The sequence below is a fragment of the Lactococcus sp. EKM203L genome (assembly GCF_011800585.1).
GTDB lineage: Bacteria > Bacillota > Bacilli > Lactobacillales > Streptococcaceae > Lactococcus > Lactococcus lactis.
In genome coordinates this window covers 16,956-37,816 of record NZ_JAALEQ010000007.1, presented here as the reverse complement: position 1 = coordinate 37,816, position 20,861 = coordinate 16,956, and the positions used below count along the sequence as shown (strand labels likewise).

The following is a 20,861-nucleotide window of genomic DNA, read 5'->3' as shown; positions in this document are numbered from 1 at the left end:
AGGTGATTAAATGAAATACTTCAAATTTGAATTAAAAAAGTTTATTCTAAACAAAAGAAACAGATACTTATTAGCTTTGATTTCTTCCTTAATCATAGTTTATAGTGTATATAATACAATTTCTTTTACTAATATTTTTAAAAATAACATCACTAGCCTTGTTCAAGAGGTACAGACTAATGAAAAATCAGTTCAGGATAACATTGAAACTACTGAAGAAAGCCTAAAAACCACAAAAGTGAAGGCAGAAGATGATAATCTAAATAATACATTGAGTGACTTAAAGCAAAAAGATAACATCTATCAAAAACAAATCGCAGCTATAGGCGTCAATGACATTAATGAATATTATCATTTACAAAAAGAAATTGACCAGTTGTATTTTAAACAAAATGGTAACCAATCATCATCTGGTCAAGATAAATTCCTGAAAGCAGAAATTAAGTATATCAAGACAGTTCAAGAGAGAAAGTTAGATTTTGAAGCAATGTCTACCATGCAATCTCATGCTTTTGGAAATTTTCATCAGCAGTTCATTCCAATTTTAACGAGTAGTCTATTCATTGTCTTATTTGCTTCCATGGTTTCAATCCTTGTCGCCACTAGTTATGAATCAAAAGAAAACAGATTTTATCGATTTGCGGGAATTGATTTGCAGAAAAATTTAATTATAAAAGTTTTATCTGGAACTTTAGCGACCTTTGCTTGGATTATTATTTCTAGTATCATTTATTTTCTGGTAATTGGGGTGGTGAATGGTTTTGGAGCATGGAATTATCCCGCCTATCTTGGTGATTCGGATTTGAAAACAGGATTTACTTTGACTAATCTCACAATTCCAAATGGAATTTTGGATTTAGGAAGTATCCTCTATCTGTTTTTTGTCATCTTTTTCTTGGCTTCATTAGGTGCCTTGATTTCTGTTTTTGTAAAACGGAGTATGGTTGTTGTTGGGGTTATAGCTCTATTTGTCATGGGATATTCGATGATAGGAAATGTTTCTTGGATAATTTCAATTAGACGTTTTGTGCCACTTTCTTATCTTGAACCTCTAAAACTTTTTGGAAATCCTAGTGCTCTTTTTGGGAAATATTCTATATTAATCGGGGCTGGCTATCTACTTTCTTTAAGTGTATTATTTTTGCTCATTTCTGTCTTCATTATTAAAAATCAAAAAACAAGGAGAATCTCATGATATTAAAAATAAAAAATTTAAAGATACCAGACATTGCTCCGCTTAATTTTGAGATTTCTGAAAATGGTTTGTACGGTCTGATTGGACGAAATGGGATTGGGAAAAGTACACTTTTCGGCATTCTTTCAGGAGAAATTGGATTTTCTCAAGGAGAAATAGAAAATGGGCGTGTCGCTTATCTTCCCGATGTAGAATCTTTTGAAGAAAGTTTAAAAATGCATGATTATTTTAAAATTTTGAAAAATAGTGAACAGGATAGAGCAAGAGAGTTAAGTCTTACTTTTGGTGCAGATAAATTTGCGAAAAAGAGAATTGGCCAATTTTCTTTAGGAATGAAAGAGCTTTTTGCGACAATTTTATCATTTTCTATCGACTGTGATATTTTAATCATTGACGAGCTATTCAGTGGGCTTGACGTTTCCAAAAAATCCCTAGTTTATGAAGAAGTGAAAAAAATCGCTCAAGAAAAAATTGTTTTATTAACCTCACACAATCTCAAGGAAATTGAACATTTCTGTGACCAAGCTTATCTATTGTCCGAAAAAGGACTGACTTTGGTGACAAATTTTGATGAAGCGGCAAAAGAAATCGGTTATATGGATGTATTTTTTTAGTGAAAGGGAATTAATGCGAAAGAATACTACATTATTTGGTTTATATATTTTCTAATAATTGTTTCCGATTAAGAGATAAGTCGAATGAAAGATAAGGAGAACTTATGTCAGTAATTACACCTGCCCCTCAACCTAAAAGTGATATTTTTCGGGAGGTTGAACAACTCCAAAATTCTTTTAAAAATAATGAAAGTAAAGTTTTGGTAGATAACAATAAAATTTATAAAAAATTGAAGGAAAAAAAGAAAAAAATTAAGCAGAAAGATTAGTTCGTCTGTCAGTAAAAAAGTTTGTCAAATTTTGGCAGACTTTTTCATTTTAGAATTCTGTCAGTAATATCTTGTGAAATAGGGTATAATAGAATAAATGCTCAAAATTAGTTAATTTATAAATGATATAAAGTAAGGAAGTCATGGAAAAGATTGTTTTTGTCTGTTTAGGAAATATTTGTCGTAGCCCAATGGCAGAATTTGTCATGAAAGATTTAGTTGAAAAGGCAGGGAATGAATCAAAGTTTTTGATTGAAAGTCGAGCAACTTCTTCTTGGGAGCATGGAAATCCAATTCATTCTGGAACCCAAACAAAACTAAAAGAACAAAAGATTGCTTTTGACCTTCACAAAGGAAGTCAAAAAATCAGTAGTGAAGATTTTTATGAATTTGATAAAATTATCGCAATGGATGAATCCAATTTAGAAAATCTTAGAAAAATGGCACCAGAAGGAACGAGTCAAAAAATCGCGATGCTTTTAGAACAAGGTGTTCCAGATCCATGGTTCACGGGCGATTTCCAAGAAACTTATCAACTTGTTAAGACGGGTTGTCAAAGATTATTGGATGAAATTGTATAAAATATTTCAAATAAAATAAACCGATGTGAGAAAATCTCACATTAAAACTTGACTTTGCTAATAACAAGGTCTATAATGAAAGGCATGGAGGCGAGATTTGGTGAAAGAACGTGAATTAAGACGCTCTATGGCGGTACTTCCAATAGGAACTGTCATGAAACTCACTGACCTAAGCGCAAGGCAGATTCGTTATTACGAAGAGCAAGAGCTTATTTTCCCGGAGCGAAGTGACGGTAATCGTCGCATGTATTCGCTCAATGACATAGATGCTCTATTTGATATTGCTGACTTATTGCAAGAAGGTAATAATATTGCAGATATCAAAGAAATTTATGCCAAAAGGGATGCTAAGAAGGCTCAAACTTTATCTATCGGAGAAGTCCACCATGCACTTGAACGCGAATTTGCCCAACAAGGTAGATTCGGAACTCCTGATCCCACTCATTTTACCCAACCGCGGATGTAAGTTTAGTTTACTTTATTTGTCAACTAAGTTTACAGCGAAAATTTAACTAGGAGAGTAAAGCATGACAATCACAGCAGCAGACATTCGTCGCGACGTCAAAGAAAAGGATATTAAATTCTTGCGTTTGATGTTTACAGACATTCTTGGAACACTTAAAAACGTTGAAGTTCCAGCTACAGATGAACAATTGGACAAATTGTTTGAAAACAAAATGATGTTTGACGGTTCATCAATCGAAGGATTCGTTCGTATCAATGAATCAGACATGTATCTTTATCCAGACCTTGACACTTGGATTGTTTTTCCTTGGGGAGATGAGTATGGTAAAGTGGCAGGTGTAATTTGTGATGTTTACACTCCAGAAGGTGAACCTTTCGCTGGAGACCCACGTGGTGTCTTGAAACGTAACCTTAAATCAATGGAAAAATTGGGCTTCAAGAGCTTTAACCTTGGACCTGAACCAGAGTTCTTCCTTTTCAAACTTAATGAAAATGATGAACCAACACTTGAAGTGAATGATAAAGGTGGTTATTTTGACCTTGCACCAACTGACCTCGCTGGAAACACAAGACGTGAAATCGTAAATGTATTGACAGACCTTGGTTTTGAAGTTGAAGCTTCTCACCACGAAGTAGCAATCGGTCAACACGAAATTGACTTTAAATATGCCAATGCTTTGAAAGCTTGTGATAATATTCAAATCTTTAAGCTTGTTGTTAAAACAATTGCGCGTAAACATGGTTTACATGCAACGTTTATGGCAAAACCAGTTCACGGAATCAACGGTTCTGGGATGCATTGTAACATGTCTTTGTTTACAGAAGATGGTGCCAATGCCTTTGCTGATCCAACAGGAGATATGGGACTTTCAGATGTTGCACATAGCTTTATTGCTGGACTTTTGAAACATGCTTATAACTTTACAGCAATTACAAACCCAACTGTTAACTCATATAAACGTTTGGTTCCTGGTTATGAAGCACCCGTTTATGTCGCTTGGGCTGGACGTAACAGATCACCTTTGATTCGCGTACCTGCTTCACGTGGTTTGTCAACTCGTGTTGAACTTCGTGCGGTTGACCCAACAGCAAATCCATATCTTGCATTGGCTGTTCTATTGGCAGCTGGTCTTGACGGTGTTGAACATAAATTGGAAGCGCCAGAAGCAATCGAATCAAATATTTACGTAATGACAGAAGAAGAACGTAAAGCACATGGTATTACAGATTTGCCATCTACTTTGCACAATGCCGTTAAAGCATTGCGTGAAGATACAATTGTGACTGAAGCGCTTGGAGAACATGTTTTGGTTAACTTTGTTGAAGCGAAACGCATTGAATGGGCAAGCTATGCACAATTCGTATCGCAATGGGAAATTGATAACTATTTAGAACTTTATTAATTGATATAAAAAATCACTGACAAAGCCTGTCAGTGATTTTTTGGACCATTTAAATATTTTAGTTGTTTTCAGTAATTGTCAAAACGTTGAAGGCAGTTTTTCCGTCTTCGGCAATCAAGAATCCTTTGTGTTCAGCAACATAGTCAATAGCTGCTTGGAAATCAGCGAATTCTTTGACGATTGAGCAAGTGTTTGTGGCACCGACATAATTGTTTTCTGAGTCCTCGTAATAATTGATTCCTTTAAATTTAAATTTCATAATAAAAAGTCCTTTCTTTGTTATAGTTTTAGTATACCACGGCAACCCATTAGAACCAAATAGAAGGTAAAATGGCTGTTTTATGCAATTATGCAATGAAAACACGACCCATTAGAACCAAATATACATGTTTTTAAACGTAGTAAAAAGCGTAAAAAAACACGAACGTAGTAAAAAGCGTTAAAAAAATGAACAAATTTTTGTCAGGCAAGGGGCTGTATATCCACGATATACGGCTTTTAATTTTGCTGACTTTTTGTATAAAAGCGTAAAAAAATTATTAAAAAATGAATACCCCCGCCCCTATCTTTTCATAGGGAAAGCACACACATACTGTTTTCTTACATCACAGACCAATTTTGAAAACTTTTTTTCTGGGATGGAATCGCTCAACCATAAGGATATCGTGGATAATTGACCCCTAAAAGTTATCCTCTAAAAATGAGGCAAACCAGCTAAATTTATTTGTGAGACACGCTACCAACGATTATTAGTGCTAAAACGACGTAAAAAAAGGCAAGAAAGGGAAGTGATTTTCCCTTTTTTTGCCTTTAAACGTGATTAAATCAATGTTTTAAGATTTTGACCCCCCTATATAAAAATTTTCAAAATTGGGTTTTCACGCAAGACGATACCTATGTGTGTGCTTTCCCTAACATTAGTATGGGGGGGAGGGTGTTTAAAAAATAATCTAATCATTGGAGCTTATCGCAAAAATATTATAGATTAATAATGTAAATCAATCACAGAAGCTCACGGTTTAATCGCTGTGAGTTTTTTTATTGTCTAATAATAATTTATATTCAATCAACCTCACGCGCGTGCTGTGCTTGTTCTGTGGCTTTCTTTATAATCTCTTTCACTTGCTTAATGGTTGGGTTCGTGTGGTTTCTAATAGTATGTTCGTTTAACAGATAACGGCTTGCAACTTCTGATAGTTTCAAGCGTTCCATGTATCTAAGTCTTATTAACTCTAGGTCATCATCACTCAATGAATCAAACAGCTCTGTCATTGCGTTGAGTATAAAGCGTTGTGGTGTGAGTTGGTCTGTGTTGTCTATTCTATCTGTCCATGACTTCATTGTACCTGTGAGATATAATCTTATATTAAACTCTAGCTTATTCATAATATAATCCTTTCAAACAAAAACACTACAAAACACGCGCCACATCTTCTTTGAAAGCAAAGTATATTTTTTTCGCTCTCTTGATAGGTATGTCTATGCCTGCGCTCTCTAACTCCATAGCGACACGATACCACGTATAACCGTCATACCCTTTACATCTTAACTCTATGATTCTTTTTTCTGATACTGTTAAAGTATTGTATAAAGCTCCTATAAGTTCAAGTATTCGCCTTAATCCTATCAGCTCTTTATCCTCTTCCATGCGTTCCCTGTCTATTGTGTTCCCCTCTGGCTCTGCTGTGCCTTTATAAGCTGTTCTTATTCCAAGATTGTCCTGTTTTACCCTGTATAAATAACGGCTCTCAATTGCTTTTATTTTGGCTTGTGTGCGCCCGTTAATATAATCGGCTATGATTTTATCTATTTTATCTTTCACGCTTCCCGCTCTCTGCTTGCTAAGATTCTAAGTTCTTCCTCTGTTAGATTTTCAAAAGGATTGCTCACGCTCAAGTTTCCGTTGATATTAATATCTTGTACAAGTGGGTAACGTTTTAAGATTTCAGAACTTGCTCTAATGATTTGATTAGTGTCAGGGTGTTTGTCTATGACATCGCCCTCTGCTGTTATCACTTGCTCTGTATGCTCTCCGCGTACTATCTTAGTTAATATGCCCAAGGTTTCCTCTGCGGTTGCTATGGCATTGTCTGAGATTGATTTTAACTTACTATCAATGTATTTTTTTAAGTCAGGTTTAGTCAGGTTTTCGGCTCCTATCGACTTCGCTGTTTTTTGGCTATATCCTGCATTAATAGCCGACTGGGTGGCGTTTCCTGTTTTTATATATTCGTCGCAAAATTTACGCTGTTTAGGTGTCATTTTTTCCCCTCGTTTCTGTTTATATGTCCTTTATTGATTATAGCAAAGTAAAAAGACAAGTTTTATAAGTTTTTTTATTTCCACATAACGTTAAAAAAGCCCAGTCATTGACTAGGCTCTTTTTGTTTATTCTTCTAACTCAAAGCCGATTAATTCCGCGATATTATCCAGCGCGCTGATATTCATATCCGCCAAATCTTTCGCTGTGATTTCTGTGCCGTCTGTGAACCGTGGGACTTCGTTGATATCCTCTTTGAACATTGAATCATTTAGCGCGTGCAAGTCTTGGAGCTGTGCTTTAAGTGCCAGCTCTTGCGGTTTATTCTCGCTCTCTGCTGATAGGCTCATGTCATTCAATCCTAACGCTTTGATTAAACGCTCGACATTATCAGTCAGTAAGTTTGAAAATACTTGTACGTCATTGCCTGAGGTTTCCTGAGGTGCAAAGGTCAGTTCTTGCATTTCCTCAATAATTGATTTTACTGTTTCCTGTGGTTCATACTCTTGCGGTGCTGTCAGTTCTTCCACAGATAAGCCCAAAACTTCAGTAAGGTTGATGAGGTTCTCATGCAATCCTTTCACTAAGTCTTTTTGAGTGGCTGGCGTTTCGTTTGCTCCCTCAATATGGATAAGTTTAGAAGTTGGTTCTGTAAGTTCACTTGTAAGTGTAAAAAGGTTAGATAAGATTGTTTTTGTATTTTGGCTCATTTTATTTTCTCCGATTTTTCTATGTAGTAATTTATAGTATTTTTTATGACAACATTTGTCAACACTTCAATTTGTCGGACAGCGTGCTTTTTTCATGTTTTTATTCCTTTTATAATTGGTATAGTTAGTATTGGTGTATGTTTTATATCGCTTTTTGATTTTTTCTAGTGATTTTATCAAAAACAAGCAAAAGAATACTGTTTTTACCTCAAAGAATATAGATTTCATACAGGCTACAAACCCTTATAATTCCTTAAAAGAATATAGATAATATAAATAATATAGTTTTTGCCCACCCCCAATATATTTAATGTTTCCACTTAATAATTGGTATAGTTTTATAACCCTTAATATTTTGTAAAAATAATATACCCCTATATAAATCTATATTATCTATATTATCTATATTCTTTCCCTTATTAATGGGGTTTGTAGCTATCATAAATCTATATCCAAACTATATTCAGAATATAGTTTTGTCTATAATTGGTTATCTTTTATCATGTTTTCTAGGTAAGATGTTGAGATTTGTTGTAGTCTTTTTTTATTCCTAATGACGAAAGCCTGTTTGCTGGTATATCCTGAACCGTCTTGCTTCATCACTTTTTTATTGACTTGTTTAAAACCTATAAACTCCAGCGCTTTATTTCTTTTGGCTTGTCTGCCTGCTCCTGTGTAAGTTTCTTTCATGAGTGGAACAATATCAGGGAAATGCTCGAAATAGATGATAGGGTTGCCTTGCGTGTAAATCTCAAGTATGCGCTCCTGAACTTCATCAAGCATACTGTTATCAAGTAAATTATTCATTTCTACAATCTTGAAATTAAACTTGAATTTTTCGGACTTCCAATATAAAAAGCTATGCACCAAACTAGCAACGCCTGCGCTTATTTTAGCTGTTCTGCTGGTACTAGTTGCCGTTTGTATGGTAAACGCCTCCCAGTATTCAGAAAAAATCTGTTCACGTTCGTTATCACTTTCTTGTGCTGGGCGATTCCGAAAAGCGATATTGACTGCGCGTGAGTTCATTCCCTCATCGAGTAAGATTTTGGCGTTGCTATCAATTGACAGCACCCCTGTGAGATTGACATTATTTGTATTTCCTCCTGTTTGTCGTGCTTGGTGGGTGTCCTCTGTCGCAATGACTTTTAAAGCGCGCTCCATAGCTTTACCTGTAATATCGCCCTGTTCAGTTGCTAGTAAGAACTCGCCACCGTCTAACTGCGCCCAAGCGTTTAAGGCTTCAAAACCTCCACCGCCCAAGTTATCCAGTAAAATGTCTTTTGTGATAAATGGGGCTGAAATAACCTTGTGTCTTAGTCCTTTGCCTGTACGCTCTGCGGACTTACTGACAAAGAATTTTGCTTTGGTTCCCTCACGACAAGCGACTAACATGGTATAAATCGGCTGTAAGCTCGCATTGTGTAAGCTATCTTTATCATCAATAACCATATCTAAGTAACTGCCATAAGTGTTTACAATCTTCATCACATCATTATAATTACACTCATAACGTTTAAAATAGCACTCTTTTTCATCCGGCAGGGTATCAACTAAGATGTTTTTAGTGTGTAAATCCATTTGAAAATCATTACAAGCGATAACCGCCGTTTTTATGGCTTTTATGGGTTCAAGCTGTAAGTGTTCATGAATAAATAACAATATTTCTTCAACTGCTCCAACATCAAAGGTACTACGGTTTGATAGTCGATAACGTTCTGATAGTTTCATTTGTGAGAGTAGAATCAGTTCTTCATCATTAATCAAATAGAAACATTCTTTATAAATGGCGATTGTTCCTGCAAGATAATCCATAATGGCATGAATATATCTCGGTACGTTTGATTCTTCTGAGATTGATGTCTCTGTTTCATCTTTATTTGCTTTTATTCTGCCATAAAAGAGTGAGAAATGGTTCAGTCCATTATTAATATGAAAGGTAGGGCGTTTAATTCTGATTTTTCCCTCGGCTGTTTTAACTGACAGATAAGGATATTCAAATTCATCACGGTGTAAAACATGTATAAAATCAAGTGCTCTTGGTATTTTGGCACTGTCAATATGGTCGAACTCTTCCCACGGTAACGCCAGCACGCGCTTATGATTATTTTCTAATCGTTCCCACGCTTTGCGTTGTGCTTCTAATTCTGTCAATAGTCAACCTCCAAACGATACTCGCATTCATCACAAATCTGCCGTTCTTGATAGGGGATAATCTCATTTTCTTTTAGAGGTTTACCACATAAATAACAATTCACTTTGTTAGTCCTCCTTAAAAAGTTGGTCAATCCAATCAAGTTCTGCAAGGGTGTAGCCGTTGACTGCATTATTAATCGCTATACCTGTGCGTTGTTTCTTGATAATTCCGGCTCTGCGCTCGTCTTCGTTAGTTGGAATAAAATAGCCGTTATCAATCGAACCAATGGCGCAACCTTGCTTATGGAGGTATTCAATTCTACTCTGTAAAGTTCTAAAATCAATATCAAGCGCTTGTGCTAAAATCTTGCCTTTGACAGCTCGGTCAATTCCTCTATGTTCAGAAAGAAATTTAATAATGTTTTGGTCTATTTTCTGTAAGTCAGTTATCTTCATTGAGATACCCCCAAATTCTAGTAATGGTTTCTAAAAATTGCTCATAGCTTGCTCTCTGTCTAGCTTCGCCAATCAAAGCAAACATTAATATAGTAATAGCTTCGCTGCTTGTATCGCTGATAAGATACTCTAGGTTGTCCTTGTTGCTTTCATTTTCAAGGACATCAATTGTAATTTTCATTTTTTATTTTCCTTTATCTGTAATTTCATGACAGCCAGTTGCTTACCTAAATTCGGTACTGTTTGCGTGCATAAGTTGCTTTTCACTCCGCTGGGTAAGATTATGCCTGTACTTACCTCAAACTGCTGTATTAAGTCATATTTAACCGCTTGTGCATTGTAAATTATCTTAAATGGGTGTTTTCCTATCGGTCTAAAACTATTCCGTCCTTGCCGTTTTATAGCCGTGTAGCCTTGGTGGTGTTCAATCATCTCGCTACCTCATCAAATAAGCTGATTTCTCCGCCCTCTTTTTCGCCCTCAAATCGGACACCATGCTTATATTTACGAACTTTAAAAGAATAATCAACGGTGCCTGTATTGGCGTTTAACGGGTCTAATTTTTCAATCTGCTTGTCTGTCAGCTCTGAATGATAGGCTTTTAAGTTTTGCATGCCTACGCTATCAATTCCAGCCACATAAGGGCAAATTTTAACAATATTTTGCATTTTCTTATAATCCTTTTTTGCCTTGCCTGACAAGTTGCTAAGTATCTATGATGATGAATTTGCATATATCATCAATCAAATAGTAAATAAGTGTGGTTTTGTATCTTGGTTTGTAGCGGTTCAAGCCGTGCTTTTCCCAATTATCAAGTGTGCCGTCTGATATATCTAAGTCTTCCATAACACGCTTTTTAGAGATATAAGGTAATACTCGCTTTTCATTTCTGATTTTGAGCTGTGTACCAAGATACTTATTAAATAGGCTGATGACTTTATCAACTAAACCACGCGCCACAAGGCTTGTTAAATTATCGTCATTCACTTCCTGCCCCCTTTGGCTTCTCTTTTTTCATAATCAAACTAGCTATTTCATTGATGTCTTCCACTCGTTCACTCATCATAAAAAACGATGTCATTAAAGTATCTTTCAATCTATCCAATTCGTATTCCCTACCTTCTTTTTCGAGTTCGTAAATTCTTTGTACTTCATCAAAAACCATTGTTAGGATTGCTGAAACCTCAGCATTTTTTAAATTAATATCTTCAATCATTTTTTTCTCCTTTTTTAAAAATCTGTAAACTTACTAAATCAGGTTGTTTCTGTCCGAAAACTTTAGAAAAAGGTAAAGGAGTAACCGCAAAACATTCAGCTTGTCCGTTGATACTAATTGCTAGCGGTGTATTATCGTCATAACGTTCAAGAGAAGTTACAAGCGCTTTTAAATCTGATATAGTATTAATTTTCATGCTTTATCTCCTCGTTTAAGTTGTAACTGTCGCTTTGGCGCTTTAGATTCATTGACAATTAATATTTTTCTTACTTCAGCACGACTAGATTTAACCAACCAAATAGGTAGTATTTTTGTGCTTATAACGTCCATTTTTATAAATTTCATACTTTGCCCCCTCTAACTAGATGTCGCTTACCTGTAAATTCATAAGGGATATTTATAAATAACGTCCTGTCAGTAGTCATGCCAATAACTGGCTTAGCTGTCTTATCATGAGCGATATAAACACGTTTAAATCTTTTAAATTTCATGCTTTACCCCTTAACCATTTCTACTTGAATGTTATTTTCCAACGTTGTGAAAGTAACTACTGATTGACCGTCAAACAAGCGGTAGACATACTCATTAAGTTGGATAAAGTGGCGCGCTTTGGCTTTTAATAAGTCCATGAGTTCAAAGGCTATTGAATCGTCAAGGATATAAGTTTCTTTGTTTGCTGTATTATTCATTTTGTTTTCATTCTCCAATTTGATATAATTAGAGTAAGAAAGCGCGTGATATTGCGTTTGCTACTCTAATTTGATAAAAAGCTGTCTCTTGGTCGGGTCAAGCTTTTTTTGTACGATTATTTAAATTCATCTAAACTAACTCCTAATGCCTCCGCAATCTTAACGACTGTGAGCCATTTAGGATTTTTTGTATTGCGTTTTTTGATTTGGTGTAACTGCTGGGGGCTTATGCCTGTCATTTTGGCAAGCCGATACTCGGTTATGCCTTGTTTGTCTAATTCTTTTTTGATTTTGTCCCACATTGTGATGACCTCTCTTGTTTTAGTGGTAAACTGCGTGTATAATAGTTTTTGACTTAAATAAATATATTAGGAGTTCTATACTAAATGATTGAACTTAGTGGCAAAGATAGAAAGTATTTGTATAAACTAGTAAAAGCCAAAAAACTAAATTATGAACAAGATAATTTATCGCATCAGGTTTTAATTGAAAACAAGTTAGCAAAAGTTTACTTTACAAGCGATAAATATGATCCTGACTTAGGGGAACACATAAATCCACAAAATATTATTGCTCCAACTAGTACAGGTTTAAGATATAAAGATATTTACCGTGAACAAATAAGAGAAAAATATTTTACTCCTATTTGGGTGTCTATGGCAACCACTGTTCTAATATGGTTAACAAAATATTTACTAGAAAACTGGCTGTAAAGCTAAGTAAGATTACTATCCATAGCTCTTTTTTATCTTTTCTCATCTTTCCATATCCTAGCCTAATCGGCTTTTTAATTTACTAAAAATTGTTTAATTTCATGAAACGCCATGCCTATCTCTAACAGTAATATAATGCTGTCAGTATAGCGCCTGAGCGTTTCTTTTTGTTCTGCGGTTAATTTGTCGCCTGACTGTTTAAAGCTCGTTAGACTACGATATTTTCCGTTTGTCGTAAGCTGTACGAGTAAATCAAGAATGATTTTGTGATAGTATGGCTTCGACTGATTGCTTTGCATGATTGCGGTGTCTAGTTTGTTCATGGTTAGCTATCCTTAACTTGCAAAAAAATCAAGTTAATAGTTAAAATTTTTCATCAAGTCATAAATAGAATTTTCTTCTAAATTTGCTGCTCTTTCTAATTCTTTAACCTTATCAAGTGTTAATTTATTCGGAGCTAATCTAATGCGATATAGAGCATTATATGTGATTCCCATATTCTTCGCTATCGCCTCATATCTTACCCCTGATTGTTTTAAAATCTCATCAAGTGGTTTATAAGTTTTACTCATTTTATCTCCTTTCTGATTTTTATGTTTTTCATTCTAACATTAACTTGATTTTTATGCAAGTAATAACTTTACTTTTTTGCAAGTTTTCTCTTGAAAGTAGTTAAACATTGCGATATAATCAAGGTATGACAAAAACAGATATTAAATTTCCTCAAATGGTCGACTATTTCAGAAAAGAAAAAGGTTGGACTATGAAAGAGTTAGCAAATAAAATGGGTAAGACAGAATCTGCTATTTCAAGATGGATAAGTGGAGATAACTCCCCGAAAATGGAAGATGTTCATGCCCTAGCAAAGCTTTTTGATACAGATATAGATACTCTTGTGTACGGAGCGGAGGTTAGGAATACAATAGCTCATGGACAATTTGAGCCGATAGACTTGGCGGAGGTTGCAAACTCTGATGATGACGCTATTTTTGATAGTATTCTAAGTGCTGGTGGTCGCCCTTTGACCGAAAAAGACAAAGCTATGATTAAGTTAGTTTTTGCTGACCGTTGGGAAGAATTGCAACAAAAAGCTAAAGACTTGAAAGATAGTGAAAAATGAGGGCGTTAAATGAATCAAGAAGAATTGACCGCTCTTATAGTAATCAAGATTGAGAACTTAGGTATAGATTACAGAACGTTTGAATATGATAATCAAAGAGCTTGGATAGATACAAGGCTTTGTATTGGTGGATATAATCCAAATACTGCCACACCCTTTGACCACGCTCACGAGTACATGCACGCATATTATAAAGATGATAGACGGCTAGGCGAATGTGATACGTTAAGCCCTGCAGAAAAGAGAGCTAACAAAGAAGCGATTCTCATGCTTTGGGACTGGTTTATACAGTATGGCGGAAGCTTTAACGATATAACACGATTCTGTCAGATAACTGGTTGCCACTATGAAGCCACTAAACGACTGATAACATCAATGTGCTGTGATATGAGCAAAAAGAGCTTTCGTGAGTGCGCCATTGATTACATCATCCGTTTTGACATTATCACGCGCGACACGTTAAATATATACAACTTCTTAGACTTTTACGGCTATCATCACAACGCTTATGACGAGGCGCGTGCGTTGCTGTATGAGCTGTGCTGGTTTGAACTAGCTGGATAAAGGAAAATACAATGAAAAAAGACAAAATGAAAAAGATGGTACAACAAGCAAAGTTAAAAGCTGCTGAGAGGAAACTAGCAGACCACGGAATTGCAACTGTACGCATGAGAAATAATGATTTGATTTCTGTGGGGTTATCGCAAGGAAATAGCCAAGCTACTTATTCCCCAAATAGCTCATTAGAAGAGAAAAGAAAGTTTTTTCAATCTATTTATGCTCCTTTAATTTCAGAAGCGATTATTGAATCAAAAAATGATATTGAGATTAGGATGAACGGTGTTTATGGCATTACCTTAAAGCTCAATGGAAAAGAATACGAGGTAATGTATTTACCGCTTGATATCCAAAAAACAAAAGATGGTATTAAAGATATTTCATTTGCTCAATTCATTTCTCTTTTAGAACGGTATAATCGAAATGCAGAAAATCCTGTTTTGGTTTCACTAGAAAAAATGAAAAAAGTACAACAAACGTCCTATTAAGGGGTATAAATGATAAGCTAATTCTTATCAAAAAACAGCAAAGTAACTAATAGATTATGGAAAAAAACAGACTTCAAGACATAAGCAATATAACAAGGTGTCCTAATTGCAAAACAACTGATGCTTTTATGCTTGCTAAAATAAAACGGCTTCAACCTGATTACACACTTGGTGGAAATGATTGGTATTGTTATAACTGTGATACCAAATTTACTCTAAAGCCTAATAATGAGAGCAGAGGTCAATAATGATTGTATTCCTTGCAACTATCATCGCTCTTGCTCTTATTGCACTTACAATATATGCCTTTTGGGACATTGTTATTGTCCTGTTTAAAATATGGCTCTTTAACCTGATAATTTCTGTTATCGGAGGTCTTTGGTTCTTTGTGGTATTCCATGATACATTTATGAAACTGATGCAAAGATAAAGGGGTTGATAACTCATGAAAAAAATAGATATAGGAATAATGGCGATTATCTTATCGATAATGTTTATAATACTTGCTATTCTTGAAATTATTTTTTTAAGTATATAGCTGTGAACCTTAACATTTCTTAACATCGCTCTAAAGGTTTAAAAAGTAACCAAGCGAAAATCGCCCGCGTTACAAGGGCTGTAGCAATTCGCTATAAGCTCAAACCTTTAGTATTATTTAGTGCTGGCAAAGTCAAAAACAATTAAAAAATATACTACTGGAGAGTAATCGATCATGAATATAAACCTAAAAGAGTTATTACCTAAACTTTTAATACTACTTACTGTAAATCTAATATGCTTATTATTAAATGTCGACTTAGGTTTTATTTTAATGTATAATATTATATTTTTTGCCTCATTGTTCTATTTCCAAAGAGTGTTTACATCAAGGGTAATAAATATAATGCTCATTATTGTAGGTATTATTGCATCATGCTTTGCTATATTTGTATTCTAATTTGCCAAAATGTGGCATTACATTATAAAAAATTATAAGCACGCGCAAAATTGTTAGTATCAACGACTGATTGATACTTTAAAGCAGTTGAAAAGGAGATGAAATGAAAGTAAAAATGCTACATTCTTGTTGGAGTGATAAAAGATTAGAGAATTATATCAATGAATTTTTAGATGACTTGAAACACGATGGATTTGAAGTAGTAGAAATTCAATACAGACCAACTATTTGGGGATATTTTGCTACGGTTGTATATCAATAAGGTATAACTGTTTTTCGGATAAACCAATGCTAAGAAATGCTAAGGTTCAAATCTATATAACAAGTCCTAAATTTTAGGAACGCAAAATAAAAAGCGCCTAGGCGCGTGAATTCGTAAGTCTATGTGTTTCCAGTCACTAAAAACTGGTAAGGAGTAATTTATGAAAAATAAAAGTAAAAAATGGTGGTTTTGGATTCTAGCTGTTTTACTGTTTCCTTTCTTATGCCTTTATGGCATTTATCGTTTAGTTATAAATTATAGAACGACAGGTCGAAAAGTTTGGTTAGTCGGAGTTGTCCCACTTGCGTTAGTTTCATTGTTTGGATTTGTAGTTTATGCTGGAGCATTTAGTGGGCCGAATTCTGATAATAAAACTGAAACAGCTATATCTAGCTATTCCTCTAGTTTTTCTAGCAGTTCAGTATCCACAAGCACTAAGCCTGCGAAATCTATAAGTAAGAGTACTACGAGTTCTTCCAGTTCTAAAGTAGCTAAAAAAGTAGTTGCTAGTTCCTCAAGCAGTTCTACTGCAGCTAGTACAACGGATATTTTAAACAAATTAAACGAGTACACTAATGCCAAGTCTGCAGGTCCTACTGGTAATTATTACTGGGAAAATGGTTCAGCAAAACTTTCGGGCTTTGAAAATTTGAAAGCAGGAGAGTATAGTTTTAATGCTGATGATAAAGGGCGTTCAGGAGTAGCACGCGCGATTTTAACATATTCACAGTTTGAAGCCTCAAAAGGTTCGAGACAAGGACAACCTTTAGACCCTCCAGCTTGGCCATCAAGCAATCCAAAAATCGCAATCACGTTCTCACTGACAGGAAGAACCTATCATGGTTATTTATACAATAGAAGTCATTCAATTGCTGACAGTCTCTTAGGAGAAGGCTCTTATACTTCACAATATAACTTCACTACTGGTACGCGTAGTCAAAACGTTGGAGCAAATCAAAATGGAGGAATGAGGTATGCGGAAGAATTAGCAGAAGATTTTTGGAAGGCTAATCCAAATACAAGTGCAACTATAAATTATCAAACTACCCCTGTCTATAATGCCAATGAAACTATACCTCGTGGCTCAATTGTAGACATCAAGTCTTCAGATAATACTCTAAATACTGAGGTAGTTGTTATTAATAGCGCAGAGGGCTTAGAAATTGACTATGCCTCAGGAACTCCGATCTCTTCAACAACTCAACCAGTACAGTCAGAAGCGCCTAAAGTAAGTTCATCGCAAGCAGTAGAACAAGCCCCAGTAGTTACAGAGCCTTCATCTCAAACAGTAGCTAATGATAACTCCTATACAACTGAGGGCGGGTGGTCTATCGCAGCTCCTGGTATGGTGTTTGTTTCTGAAAGCAACAAGTATTACTCTTCAGTAACTAATCCTAGTAATTACCAATATATGTCACAAGCAGAAGCCTCTAATATCGCGCAACCAGCGCAAAGAGGGAATCAATATGCTAGACCATAGAAAAATAAAAAGCGCCAGGGCGCGTGAATTCGTAAGTCTATGTGTTTCCAGTCACTAAAAACTGGTAAGGAGTAATTTATGAAAAATAAAAAACATATCTCTACGGTTGGAGTATTATTGTTGTTTGTAGTTGTGCTATATCTAATCTATACCGCCATAGAGTACTTTCTTTTTTAAATCATAAAAAATAAAATGACGTACCAAGTCAATTTCTGCCAACATTTGCCAACAATTAAACAAGTGTTTTTGTGGTTGTCGTTTGGTTGCGGAATGGTTGACGGCTTCCCCATTTATATGGGGAATAACTACATGTAAATTTTGTATGTTGTTCATACCCTACGTGATGTCGGTATAGCTTTCTGCCACAAGTGGCAAAAACGGAAATTTCGTTCTTGTTAATAAAGGGGTCGTGATTCACGACTTGCTAGGTAGTAACGATTCGTTACACCCTTTTTAGGGCGCCAGAAATGTCAGGATACTTGCTCACATTTTTGTGATTAACCTTGTCAGAACATTGCTAGTTATTGCCATCACTTTTTTCTGAAACCAATAATAGGATATGAACATTTTTGTACAAATCTCTATAGGTTCGCTCTAATCTACTCTAAACTACTCTAAACTACTCTAAACGCATAACAGCCAATTTTGCCGAGGTCAGCAATAATGAAGATATTGCATAAAATTAAACAACTGGATTTAATTTAGAAAATAAAAAAAGCGCCTTTATAGGCGCTCCGTCCAAACACTTATGGACCCCAGAGAGTCATTAGCTCTCACTAATATTATAACATAATCGGAATAAGTTACATAATATATAGTGGTGAACTTTGCATTTCTCTAAATGAATATTTGCAAATATAACCAGTCAAGGAAAGGTCTAGCAACATGAAACTATCGGACTACTTAAAGAATATTGATCACCTAGATGAAAAAATGGAAAAGGCTGTAATTATAGCTGGGTATGAGAGAATGCTTGGAGAACACTACAGACTACCACAAGAACAGTTTGCTGACCTGATGGAATTGCCTTTACCAAAATTAAGAAGAGTTATTCATGAAATGAAAAAAGCAATAGATTAGAACTTTAATAGTGCTAAAGTCTATATAGCTGTGAACCTTAACATTTGTTAACATAGCCCTAAAGGTTCAAAAAGTAACCAAGGAAAAATCGCCTGCGTTAAAAGGGTTGTAGCAATTCACTATAAGCACAAACCTTTAGTATTATTTAGTACTGGTAACGCAAAAGATGACAGACAAAAACAGTATAAAAAAGCTGTATTTGTTAATTTTTGTCATCTTATGAGATAAACCAATGCTTAGAAATGCTAAGGTTCAAAAATTCTATAATAATCTTATTAAAAGTGAAATACTAAATATATATTCTAAGGAGACATCATAATGAAGCTCTATGAAGCAATTAAAAACCTTCCCGATAACGATTGGGTAGACATTAGTGAAATCAAAAAGAATCATCTACTCCATATCGGGCGGATTACGAAAGAATTGCTTAGAGGAGAAATATTAGGGCGTGAAATAGTAAAATCTCTTTCTGATGAAGGGACGGGTGGGGGTAATATTCATCATTTTTATGTCGAACCAAGAAAAAATGAAATTCATAAGTTTGACTAATGTAAAATAAAAAAAGCGCCCTAGTTTGAAATAGGACGCTTAATGCAAAACTTCATGAAAAGTTTATTTTTGGAATAAATAGAGTATAGCTAATAAATCTTAAACTAAACAAAAAGTCACTCCAAAGAGTAACTTTATACTTGAAAGTAATGACATCTCAAAATCATTATACTTTCATCTTACACCTTTTTGTATTGGTTTTCAAATTAAGAAATAGAGACATAGTTATTACAATTTTTTTGTTAAACTACCTGAGGTCGCATTTTACGACTATAGCCACAATCTAATTAGGACAAGTAACTTTTCACTTTACCTCAACTATCGGAAATTTACGGAAGTTCATATCTGTGAAAACCAAAGGTATGAATATATTTTTTAATTCATATCATCCGTGACGGAGTATTCAAACTCCTCAATATAATCAAAGTGGTTTATATCCACTATAAAAATAGAAAGAATTTACACCATGAAAAAAGACGACGTTATCAAACTATCAGACGGACAGACTGCCACAATTGTTACTGGCGACGAATCAACGAGTTTGACCAATTGCTATATTGTACGGCTAGAAAATGAAGATATAAGAGTAGTTGATAGAAAAACTCTAACGCTTGCGGACTCATTAAAATAATAGTCGTTTATAACAAATTCCACTTTTTCCACAAATTCCATAAGTAAATTATTCAATCTTTTTTACTTAACCCCAATACGTGCAAACCTGAATCACGTTAAAAGCTGATAGGAGGTAATTATGAAAAAAATTTGGTTGTGTATGATTACTATATTAGCAGTTGTTTCTTTATCTGCTTGTTCCACATCACCCACAAAGGATAACTCAAGTAGTGACAAATCTTTTAAAGAATCAGTTTCATTACAATCAGAATCAAAATCTCTCAGTAAAAGTTACTCTATTTCAGAGTCAGAGAGTATAGAGAGACAATCTGCATCAATATCAATTGCTAAAAGTGAGTCAGAATCTAAATCAATTGCTGAAAGTTCAGCTAGTGTGGCTGATAGTATTTCTAAATCAAATGCGTTGGCCTCATCCTCTCAAGAAGCAGCTATAGCTCTTGAACGAAACTCTCAAGATACTGAGACTACCACAGCGAGCGATCCAAATAGCAGAACGGTTTATGTTGTTAATAATGGGACAACTAATGTTTACTGGTACAGCCAAACTGCAATTCATCCTATACCAAAAAGTCCTGTTATTTCGATGACTGAAGGTGAGGCTTTAGCACAAGGGTTACATCATTCTAAAACGGAATAAATAAAACCATAGTAAAGACTATTAAAATACGATAGGAGCATAATATGGTAGAAAATGAAAAATCTTCGCGGATTAAGACTCAATTTTTAAATGAACTTTATGATCTTATACTGAGTGAAAGTATAACAGAAGAAGAACGTAGAGTGCTGACTAAAGCTAAGAATCTAATAGAAAAAGGAGAGTATATCCCCAATGTCATCAGGCGTATGCAGACAAATTTTACGTTGGATGCCATAAATAGTAACCTCTCCCCAAGTGTAAGTGAGTTTTATAGTACATTGCCCAAAACTCTTGCAGAGATTCTACCAGCATTTCCAGGTACTGGCTCTAGTTTAGGGATTCCTCTCTAATTATCTTGTTACCCTTGATACCTTACTGTTACTCTTAATATAGAGAAAGGTAACAGCATA

37 protein-coding genes are annotated in these 20,861 nt (G+C 34.9%); 18 read left to right on the top strand and 19 right to left on the bottom strand.

All coding sequences use genetic code 11. From position 1 onward, the window contains the following. Window positions 1–10 precede the first annotated feature (10 nt). From HFD15_RS11030 to glnA, 6 genes are all read left to right on the top strand, one after another. On the top strand, window positions 11–1,195 hold the full coding sequence (locus HFD15_RS11030; protein WP_167593628.1) for an ABC transporter permease: 1,185 nt from the start codon (window positions 11–13) through the stop codon (window positions 1,193–1,195). After that, window positions 1,192–1,809, top strand: a complete 618-nt coding sequence (locus HFD15_RS11025; RefSeq protein WP_058208535.1) for an AAA family ATPase — start codon at window positions 1,192–1,194, stop codon at window positions 1,807–1,809. Before HFD15_RS11030 ends, HFD15_RS11025 begins: the two co-directional genes overlap by 4 nt. Before the next feature lie 104 nt (window positions 1,810–1,913). Then, window positions 1,914–2,078, top strand: coding sequence for a hypothetical protein (locus tag HFD15_RS11020; protein ID WP_003131988.1), 165 nt, complete (start codon window positions 1,914–1,916; stop codon window positions 2,076–2,078). A gap of 143 nt (window positions 2,079–2,221) precedes the next feature. Beyond that, window positions 2,222–2,659 carry a low molecular weight protein-tyrosine-phosphatase gene (locus tag HFD15_RS11015; protein ID WP_003131986.1) on the top strand — a complete coding sequence of 146 codons (438 nt, stop codon included), beginning with the start codon at window positions 2,222–2,224 and terminating at the stop codon, window positions 2,657–2,659. Window positions 2,660–2,759: 100 nt separating this feature from the next. Beyond that, complete coding sequence (locus HFD15_RS11010; protein ID WP_003131985.1) at window positions 2,760–3,125, top strand: MerR family transcriptional regulator; 366 nt, start codon at window positions 2,760–2,762, stop codon at window positions 3,123–3,125. 61 nt (window positions 3,126–3,186) lie between these two features. Continuing rightward, window positions 3,187–4,527 carry a type I glutamate--ammonia ligase gene (gene glnA / locus HFD15_RS11005; protein WP_003131984.1) on the top strand — a complete coding sequence of 447 codons (1,341 nt, stop codon included), beginning with the start codon at window positions 3,187–3,189 and terminating at the stop codon, window positions 4,525–4,527. A 58-nt stretch (window positions 4,528–4,585) separates the two neighbouring features. Here glnA and HFD15_RS11000 read toward each other — a convergent pair whose 3' ends face one another. From HFD15_RS11000 to HFD15_RS10920, 17 genes are all read right to left on the bottom strand, one after another. After that, a complete protein-coding gene (locus tag HFD15_RS11000; RefSeq protein ID WP_003131983.1) occupies window positions 4,586–4,786 on the bottom strand; it encodes a hypothetical protein in 201 nt (66 codons plus the stop codon). A gap of 803 nt (window positions 4,787–5,589) precedes the next feature. Continuing rightward, the gene (locus HFD15_RS10995) at window positions 5,590–5,913 is read right to left on the bottom strand and encodes a sigma-70 family RNA polymerase sigma factor (protein ID WP_167593629.1); all 324 of its coding nucleotides are present in this window, start codon (window positions 5,911–5,913) and stop codon (window positions 5,590–5,592) included. A 25-nt stretch (window positions 5,914–5,938) separates the two neighbouring features. Further along, window positions 5,939–6,349 carry a RinA family protein gene (locus HFD15_RS10990; RefSeq protein WP_167593630.1) on the bottom strand — a complete coding sequence of 137 codons (411 nt, stop codon included), beginning with the start codon at window positions 6,347–6,349 and terminating at the stop codon, window positions 5,939–5,941. Then, window positions 6,346–6,789, bottom strand: coding sequence for a terminase small subunit (locus HFD15_RS10985; RefSeq protein ID WP_167593631.1), 444 nt, complete (start codon window positions 6,787–6,789; stop codon window positions 6,346–6,348). Before HFD15_RS10985 ends, HFD15_RS10990 begins: the two co-directional genes overlap by 4 nt. A gap of 126 nt (window positions 6,790–6,915) precedes the next feature. After that, on the bottom strand, window positions 6,916–7,497 hold the full coding sequence (locus HFD15_RS10980) for a hypothetical protein (protein WP_167593632.1): 582 nt from the start codon (window positions 7,495–7,497) through the stop codon (window positions 6,916–6,918). Between the two features lie 480 nt (window positions 7,498–7,977). Beyond that, window positions 7,978–9,651, bottom strand: coding sequence for a hypothetical protein (locus tag HFD15_RS10975; protein WP_167593633.1), 1,674 nt, complete (start codon window positions 9,649–9,651; stop codon window positions 7,978–7,980). Between the two features lie 108 nt (window positions 9,652–9,759). Beyond that, window positions 9,760–10,089, bottom strand: coding sequence for a hypothetical protein (locus HFD15_RS10970; RefSeq protein ID WP_167593634.1), 330 nt, complete (start codon window positions 10,087–10,089; stop codon window positions 9,760–9,762). After that, window positions 10,076–10,270 carry a hypothetical protein gene (locus tag HFD15_RS10965; RefSeq protein ID WP_167593635.1) on the bottom strand — a complete coding sequence of 65 codons (195 nt, stop codon included), beginning with the start codon at window positions 10,268–10,270 and terminating at the stop codon, window positions 10,076–10,078. Before HFD15_RS10965 ends, HFD15_RS10970 begins: the two co-directional genes overlap by 14 nt. After that, window positions 10,267–10,521: a hypothetical protein gene (locus tag HFD15_RS10960; protein ID WP_167593636.1), complete on the bottom strand. Its 255-nt coding sequence runs from the start codon at window positions 10,519–10,521 to the stop codon at window positions 10,267–10,269. The genes HFD15_RS10965 and HFD15_RS10960 overlap by 4 nt, the downstream gene beginning before the upstream one ends. Then, window positions 10,518–10,757 carry a hypothetical protein gene (locus HFD15_RS10955; RefSeq protein ID WP_167593652.1) on the bottom strand — a complete coding sequence of 80 codons (240 nt, stop codon included), beginning with the start codon at window positions 10,755–10,757 and terminating at the stop codon, window positions 10,518–10,520. The genes HFD15_RS10960 and HFD15_RS10955 overlap by 4 nt, the downstream gene beginning before the upstream one ends. Window positions 10,758–10,794: 37 nt before the next feature. Continuing rightward, window positions 10,795–11,076, bottom strand: a complete 282-nt coding sequence (locus tag HFD15_RS10950; protein ID WP_167593637.1) for a hypothetical protein — start codon at window positions 11,074–11,076, stop codon at window positions 10,795–10,797. Further along, window positions 11,069–11,305, bottom strand: a complete 237-nt coding sequence (locus HFD15_RS10945; protein ID WP_167593638.1) for a hypothetical protein — start codon at window positions 11,303–11,305, stop codon at window positions 11,069–11,071. Before HFD15_RS10945 ends, HFD15_RS10950 begins: the two co-directional genes overlap by 8 nt. After that, window positions 11,298–11,501 carry a hypothetical protein gene (locus tag HFD15_RS10940; RefSeq protein WP_167593639.1) on the bottom strand — a complete coding sequence of 68 codons (204 nt, stop codon included), beginning with the start codon at window positions 11,499–11,501 and terminating at the stop codon, window positions 11,298–11,300. Before HFD15_RS10940 ends, HFD15_RS10945 begins: the two co-directional genes overlap by 8 nt. After that, complete coding sequence (locus tag HFD15_RS10935; RefSeq protein ID WP_167593640.1) at window positions 11,498–11,650, bottom strand: hypothetical protein; 153 nt, start codon at window positions 11,648–11,650, stop codon at window positions 11,498–11,500. The genes HFD15_RS10940 and HFD15_RS10935 overlap by 4 nt, the downstream gene beginning before the upstream one ends. Beyond that, window positions 11,647–11,796 (bottom strand): hypothetical protein, encoded by a 150-nt coding sequence (locus HFD15_RS10930; protein ID WP_167593641.1) that lies wholly within the window; start codon window positions 11,794–11,796, stop codon window positions 11,647–11,649. The genes HFD15_RS10935 and HFD15_RS10930 overlap by 4 nt, the downstream gene beginning before the upstream one ends. 3 nt (window positions 11,797–11,799) lie before the next feature. Then, complete coding sequence (locus HFD15_RS10925; protein ID WP_032951169.1) at window positions 11,800–11,994, bottom strand: DUF1655 domain-containing protein; 195 nt, start codon at window positions 11,992–11,994, stop codon at window positions 11,800–11,802. A 116-nt stretch (window positions 11,995–12,110) separates the two neighbouring features. Next, window positions 12,111–12,296 carry a helix-turn-helix domain-containing protein gene (locus HFD15_RS10920; RefSeq protein WP_063282780.1) on the bottom strand — a complete coding sequence of 62 codons (186 nt, stop codon included), beginning with the start codon at window positions 12,294–12,296 and terminating at the stop codon, window positions 12,111–12,113. A gap of 84 nt (window positions 12,297–12,380) precedes the next feature. Between HFD15_RS10920 and HFD15_RS10915 the strand changes: the two genes are divergently transcribed. Further along, the gene (locus HFD15_RS10915; RefSeq protein ID WP_167593642.1) at window positions 12,381–12,707 is read left to right on the top strand and encodes a hypothetical protein; all 327 of its coding nucleotides are present in this window, start codon (window positions 12,381–12,383) and stop codon (window positions 12,705–12,707) included. Window positions 12,708–12,781: 74 nt separating this feature from the next. Here HFD15_RS10915 and HFD15_RS10910 read toward each other — a convergent pair whose 3' ends face one another. Together HFD15_RS10910 and HFD15_RS10905 are read right to left on the bottom strand one after the other, a co-directional pair. Continuing rightward, window positions 12,782–13,030, bottom strand: coding sequence for a hypothetical protein (locus HFD15_RS10910; protein ID WP_167593643.1), 249 nt, complete (start codon window positions 13,028–13,030; stop codon window positions 12,782–12,784). 33 nt (window positions 13,031–13,063) lie between these two features. Then, entirely contained in the window at window positions 13,064–13,279 is a 216-nt protein-coding gene (locus HFD15_RS10905; RefSeq protein WP_011834152.1) for a hypothetical protein, read from the bottom strand. A gap of 125 nt (window positions 13,280–13,404) precedes the next feature. Here HFD15_RS10905 and HFD15_RS10900 point away from each other — a divergent pair, with 125 nt between their 5' ends. The 11 genes from HFD15_RS10900 to HFD15_RS10850 all read left to right on the top strand — a co-directional run bounded on the left by HFD15_RS10900 (window position 13,405) and on the right by HFD15_RS10850 (window position 20,801). Continuing rightward, complete coding sequence (locus HFD15_RS10900; protein WP_143459107.1) at window positions 13,405–13,827, top strand: helix-turn-helix domain-containing protein; 423 nt, start codon at window positions 13,405–13,407, stop codon at window positions 13,825–13,827. A gap of 9 nt (window positions 13,828–13,836) precedes the next feature. Then, window positions 13,837–14,391, top strand: coding sequence for a hypothetical protein (locus HFD15_RS10895; RefSeq protein WP_167593644.1), 555 nt, complete (start codon window positions 13,837–13,839; stop codon window positions 14,389–14,391). 11 nt (window positions 14,392–14,402) lie between these two features. After that, entirely contained in the window at window positions 14,403–14,873 is a 471-nt protein-coding gene (locus tag HFD15_RS10890; protein ID WP_167593645.1) for a DUF4924 family protein, read from the top strand. Window positions 14,874–15,120: 247 nt separating this feature from the next. Next, entirely contained in the window at window positions 15,121–15,303 is a 183-nt protein-coding gene (locus tag HFD15_RS10885; protein ID WP_167593646.1) for a hypothetical protein, read from the top strand. Between the two features lie 610 nt (window positions 15,304–15,913). Further along, the gene (locus tag HFD15_RS10880) at window positions 15,914–16,072 is read left to right on the top strand and encodes a hypothetical protein (RefSeq protein ID WP_167593647.1); all 159 of its coding nucleotides are present in this window, start codon (window positions 15,914–15,916) and stop codon (window positions 16,070–16,072) included. 160 nt (window positions 16,073–16,232) lie between these two features. After that, window positions 16,233–17,552: a DNA/RNA non-specific endonuclease gene (locus HFD15_RS10875; protein ID WP_167593648.1), complete on the top strand. Its 1,320-nt coding sequence runs from the start codon at window positions 16,233–16,235 to the stop codon at window positions 17,550–17,552. Window positions 17,553–18,437: 885 nt separating this feature from the next. Then, window positions 18,438–18,632: a hypothetical protein gene (locus tag HFD15_RS10870; protein WP_012898673.1), complete on the top strand. Its 195-nt coding sequence runs from the start codon at window positions 18,438–18,440 to the stop codon at window positions 18,630–18,632. Between the two features lie 318 nt (window positions 18,633–18,950). Then, window positions 18,951–19,181, top strand: coding sequence for a hypothetical protein (locus HFD15_RS10865; RefSeq protein ID WP_012898672.1), 231 nt, complete (start codon window positions 18,951–18,953; stop codon window positions 19,179–19,181). Window positions 19,182–19,647: 466 nt separating this feature from the next. After that, a complete protein-coding gene (locus HFD15_RS14385) occupies window positions 19,648–19,812 on the top strand; it encodes a hypothetical protein (protein ID WP_012898671.1) in 165 nt (54 codons plus the stop codon). A gap of 120 nt (window positions 19,813–19,932) precedes the next feature. Continuing rightward, complete coding sequence (locus tag HFD15_RS10855) at window positions 19,933–20,451, top strand: hypothetical protein (RefSeq protein WP_167593649.1); 519 nt, start codon at window positions 19,933–19,935, stop codon at window positions 20,449–20,451. A 44-nt stretch (window positions 20,452–20,495) separates the two neighbouring features. After that, on the top strand, window positions 20,496–20,801 hold the full coding sequence (locus HFD15_RS10850; RefSeq protein ID WP_128267784.1) for a bacteriocin immunity protein: 306 nt from the start codon (window positions 20,496–20,498) through the stop codon (window positions 20,799–20,801). Window positions 20,802–20,861 lie beyond the last annotated feature (60 nt).

Coding starts and splice junctions, on each gene's coding strand:
- HFD15_RS10910 (WP_167593643.1), bottom strand. CDS start 13,030: ATGAACAAACTAGACACCGCAATCATGCAAAGCAATCAGTCGAAGCCA.
- HFD15_RS10995 (WP_167593629.1), bottom strand. CDS start 5,913: ATGAATAAGCTAGAGTTTAATATAAGATTATATCTCACAGGTACAATG.
- HFD15_RS10940 (WP_167593639.1), bottom strand. CDS start 11,501: ATGAAAATTAATACTATATCAGATTTAAAAGCGCTTGTAACTTCTCTT.
- HFD15_RS10970 (WP_167593634.1), bottom strand. CDS start 10,089: ATGAAGATAACTGACTTACAGAAAATAGACCAAAACATTATTAAATTT.
- HFD15_RS10900 (WP_143459107.1), top strand. CDS start 13,405: ATGACAAAAACAGATATTAAATTTCCTCAAATGGTCGACTATTTCAGA.
- HFD15_RS10985 (WP_167593631.1), bottom strand. CDS start 6,789: ATGACACCTAAACAGCGTAAATTTTGCGACGAATATATAAAAACAGGA.
- HFD15_RS11015 (WP_003131986.1), top strand. CDS start 2,222: ATGGAAAAGATTGTTTTTGTCTGTTTAGGAAATATTTGTCGTAGCCCA.
- HFD15_RS10935 (WP_167593640.1), bottom strand. CDS start 11,650: ATGAAATTTATAAAAATGGACGTTATAAGCACAAAAATACTACCTATT.
- HFD15_RS10865 (WP_012898672.1), top strand. CDS start 18,951: ATGAAGCTCTATGAAGCAATTAAAAACCTTCCCGATAACGATTGGGTA.
- HFD15_RS10875 (WP_167593648.1), top strand. CDS start 16,233: ATGAAAAATAAAAGTAAAAAATGGTGGTTTTGGATTCTAGCTGTTTTA.
- HFD15_RS10855 (WP_167593649.1), top strand. CDS start 19,933: ATGAAAAAAATTTGGTTGTGTATGATTACTATATTAGCAGTTGTTTCT.
- HFD15_RS10960 (WP_167593636.1), bottom strand. CDS start 10,521: ATGATTGAACACCACCAAGGCTACACGGCTATAAAACGGCAAGGACGG.
- HFD15_RS11025 (WP_058208535.1), top strand. CDS start 1,192: ATGATATTAAAAATAAAAAATTTAAAGATACCAGACATTGCTCCGCTT.
- HFD15_RS11030 (WP_167593628.1), top strand. CDS start 11: ATGAAATACTTCAAATTTGAATTAAAAAAGTTTATTCTAAACAAAAGA.
- HFD15_RS10915 (WP_167593642.1), top strand. CDS start 12,381: ATGATTGAACTTAGTGGCAAAGATAGAAAGTATTTGTATAAACTAGTA.
- HFD15_RS11000 (WP_003131983.1), bottom strand. CDS start 4,786: ATGAAATTTAAATTTAAAGGAATCAATTATTACGAGGACTCAGAAAAC.
- HFD15_RS10850 (WP_128267784.1), top strand. CDS start 20,496: ATGGTAGAAAATGAAAAATCTTCGCGGATTAAGACTCAATTTTTAAAT.
- HFD15_RS10895 (WP_167593644.1), top strand. CDS start 13,837: ATGAATCAAGAAGAATTGACCGCTCTTATAGTAATCAAGATTGAGAAC.
- HFD15_RS10890 (WP_167593645.1), top strand. CDS start 14,403: ATGAAAAAAGACAAAATGAAAAAGATGGTACAACAAGCAAAGTTAAAA.
- HFD15_RS10925 (WP_032951169.1), bottom strand. CDS start 11,994: ATGAATAATACAGCAAACAAAGAAACTTATATCCTTGACGATTCAATA.
- HFD15_RS10920 (WP_063282780.1), bottom strand. CDS start 12,296: ATGTGGGACAAAATCAAAAAAGAATTAGACAAACAAGGCATAACCGAG.
- HFD15_RS10945 (WP_167593638.1), bottom strand. CDS start 11,305: ATGATTGAAGATATTAATTTAAAAAATGCTGAGGTTTCAGCAATCCTA.
- HFD15_RS10965 (WP_167593635.1), bottom strand. CDS start 10,270: ATGAAAATTACAATTGATGTCCTTGAAAATGAAAGCAACAAGGACAAC.
- HFD15_RS11020 (WP_003131988.1), top strand. CDS start 1,914: ATGTCAGTAATTACACCTGCCCCTCAACCTAAAAGTGATATTTTTCGG.
- glnA (WP_003131984.1), top strand. CDS start 3,187: ATGACAATCACAGCAGCAGACATTCGTCGCGACGTCAAAGAAAAGGAT.
- HFD15_RS10930 (WP_167593641.1), bottom strand. CDS start 11,796: ATGAAATTTAAAAGATTTAAACGTGTTTATATCGCTCATGATAAGACA.
- HFD15_RS10885 (WP_167593646.1), top strand. CDS start 15,121: ATGATTGTATTCCTTGCAACTATCATCGCTCTTGCTCTTATTGCACTT.
- HFD15_RS10905 (WP_011834152.1), bottom strand. CDS start 13,279: ATGAGTAAAACTTATAAACCACTTGATGAGATTTTAAAACAATCAGGG.
- HFD15_RS10980 (WP_167593632.1), bottom strand. CDS start 7,497: ATGAGCCAAAATACAAAAACAATCTTATCTAACCTTTTTACACTTACA.
- HFD15_RS10955 (WP_167593652.1), bottom strand. CDS start 10,757: ATGCAAAATATTGTTAAAATTTGCCCTTATGTGGCTGGAATTGATAGC.
- HFD15_RS10870 (WP_012898673.1), top strand. CDS start 18,438: ATGAAACTATCGGACTACTTAAAGAATATTGATCACCTAGATGAAAAA.
- HFD15_RS10880 (WP_167593647.1), top strand. CDS start 15,914: ATGAAAGTAAAAATGCTACATTCTTGTTGGAGTGATAAAAGATTAGAG.
- HFD15_RS14385 (WP_012898671.1), top strand. CDS start 19,648: ATGAAAAAAGACGACGTTATCAAACTATCAGACGGACAGACTGCCACA.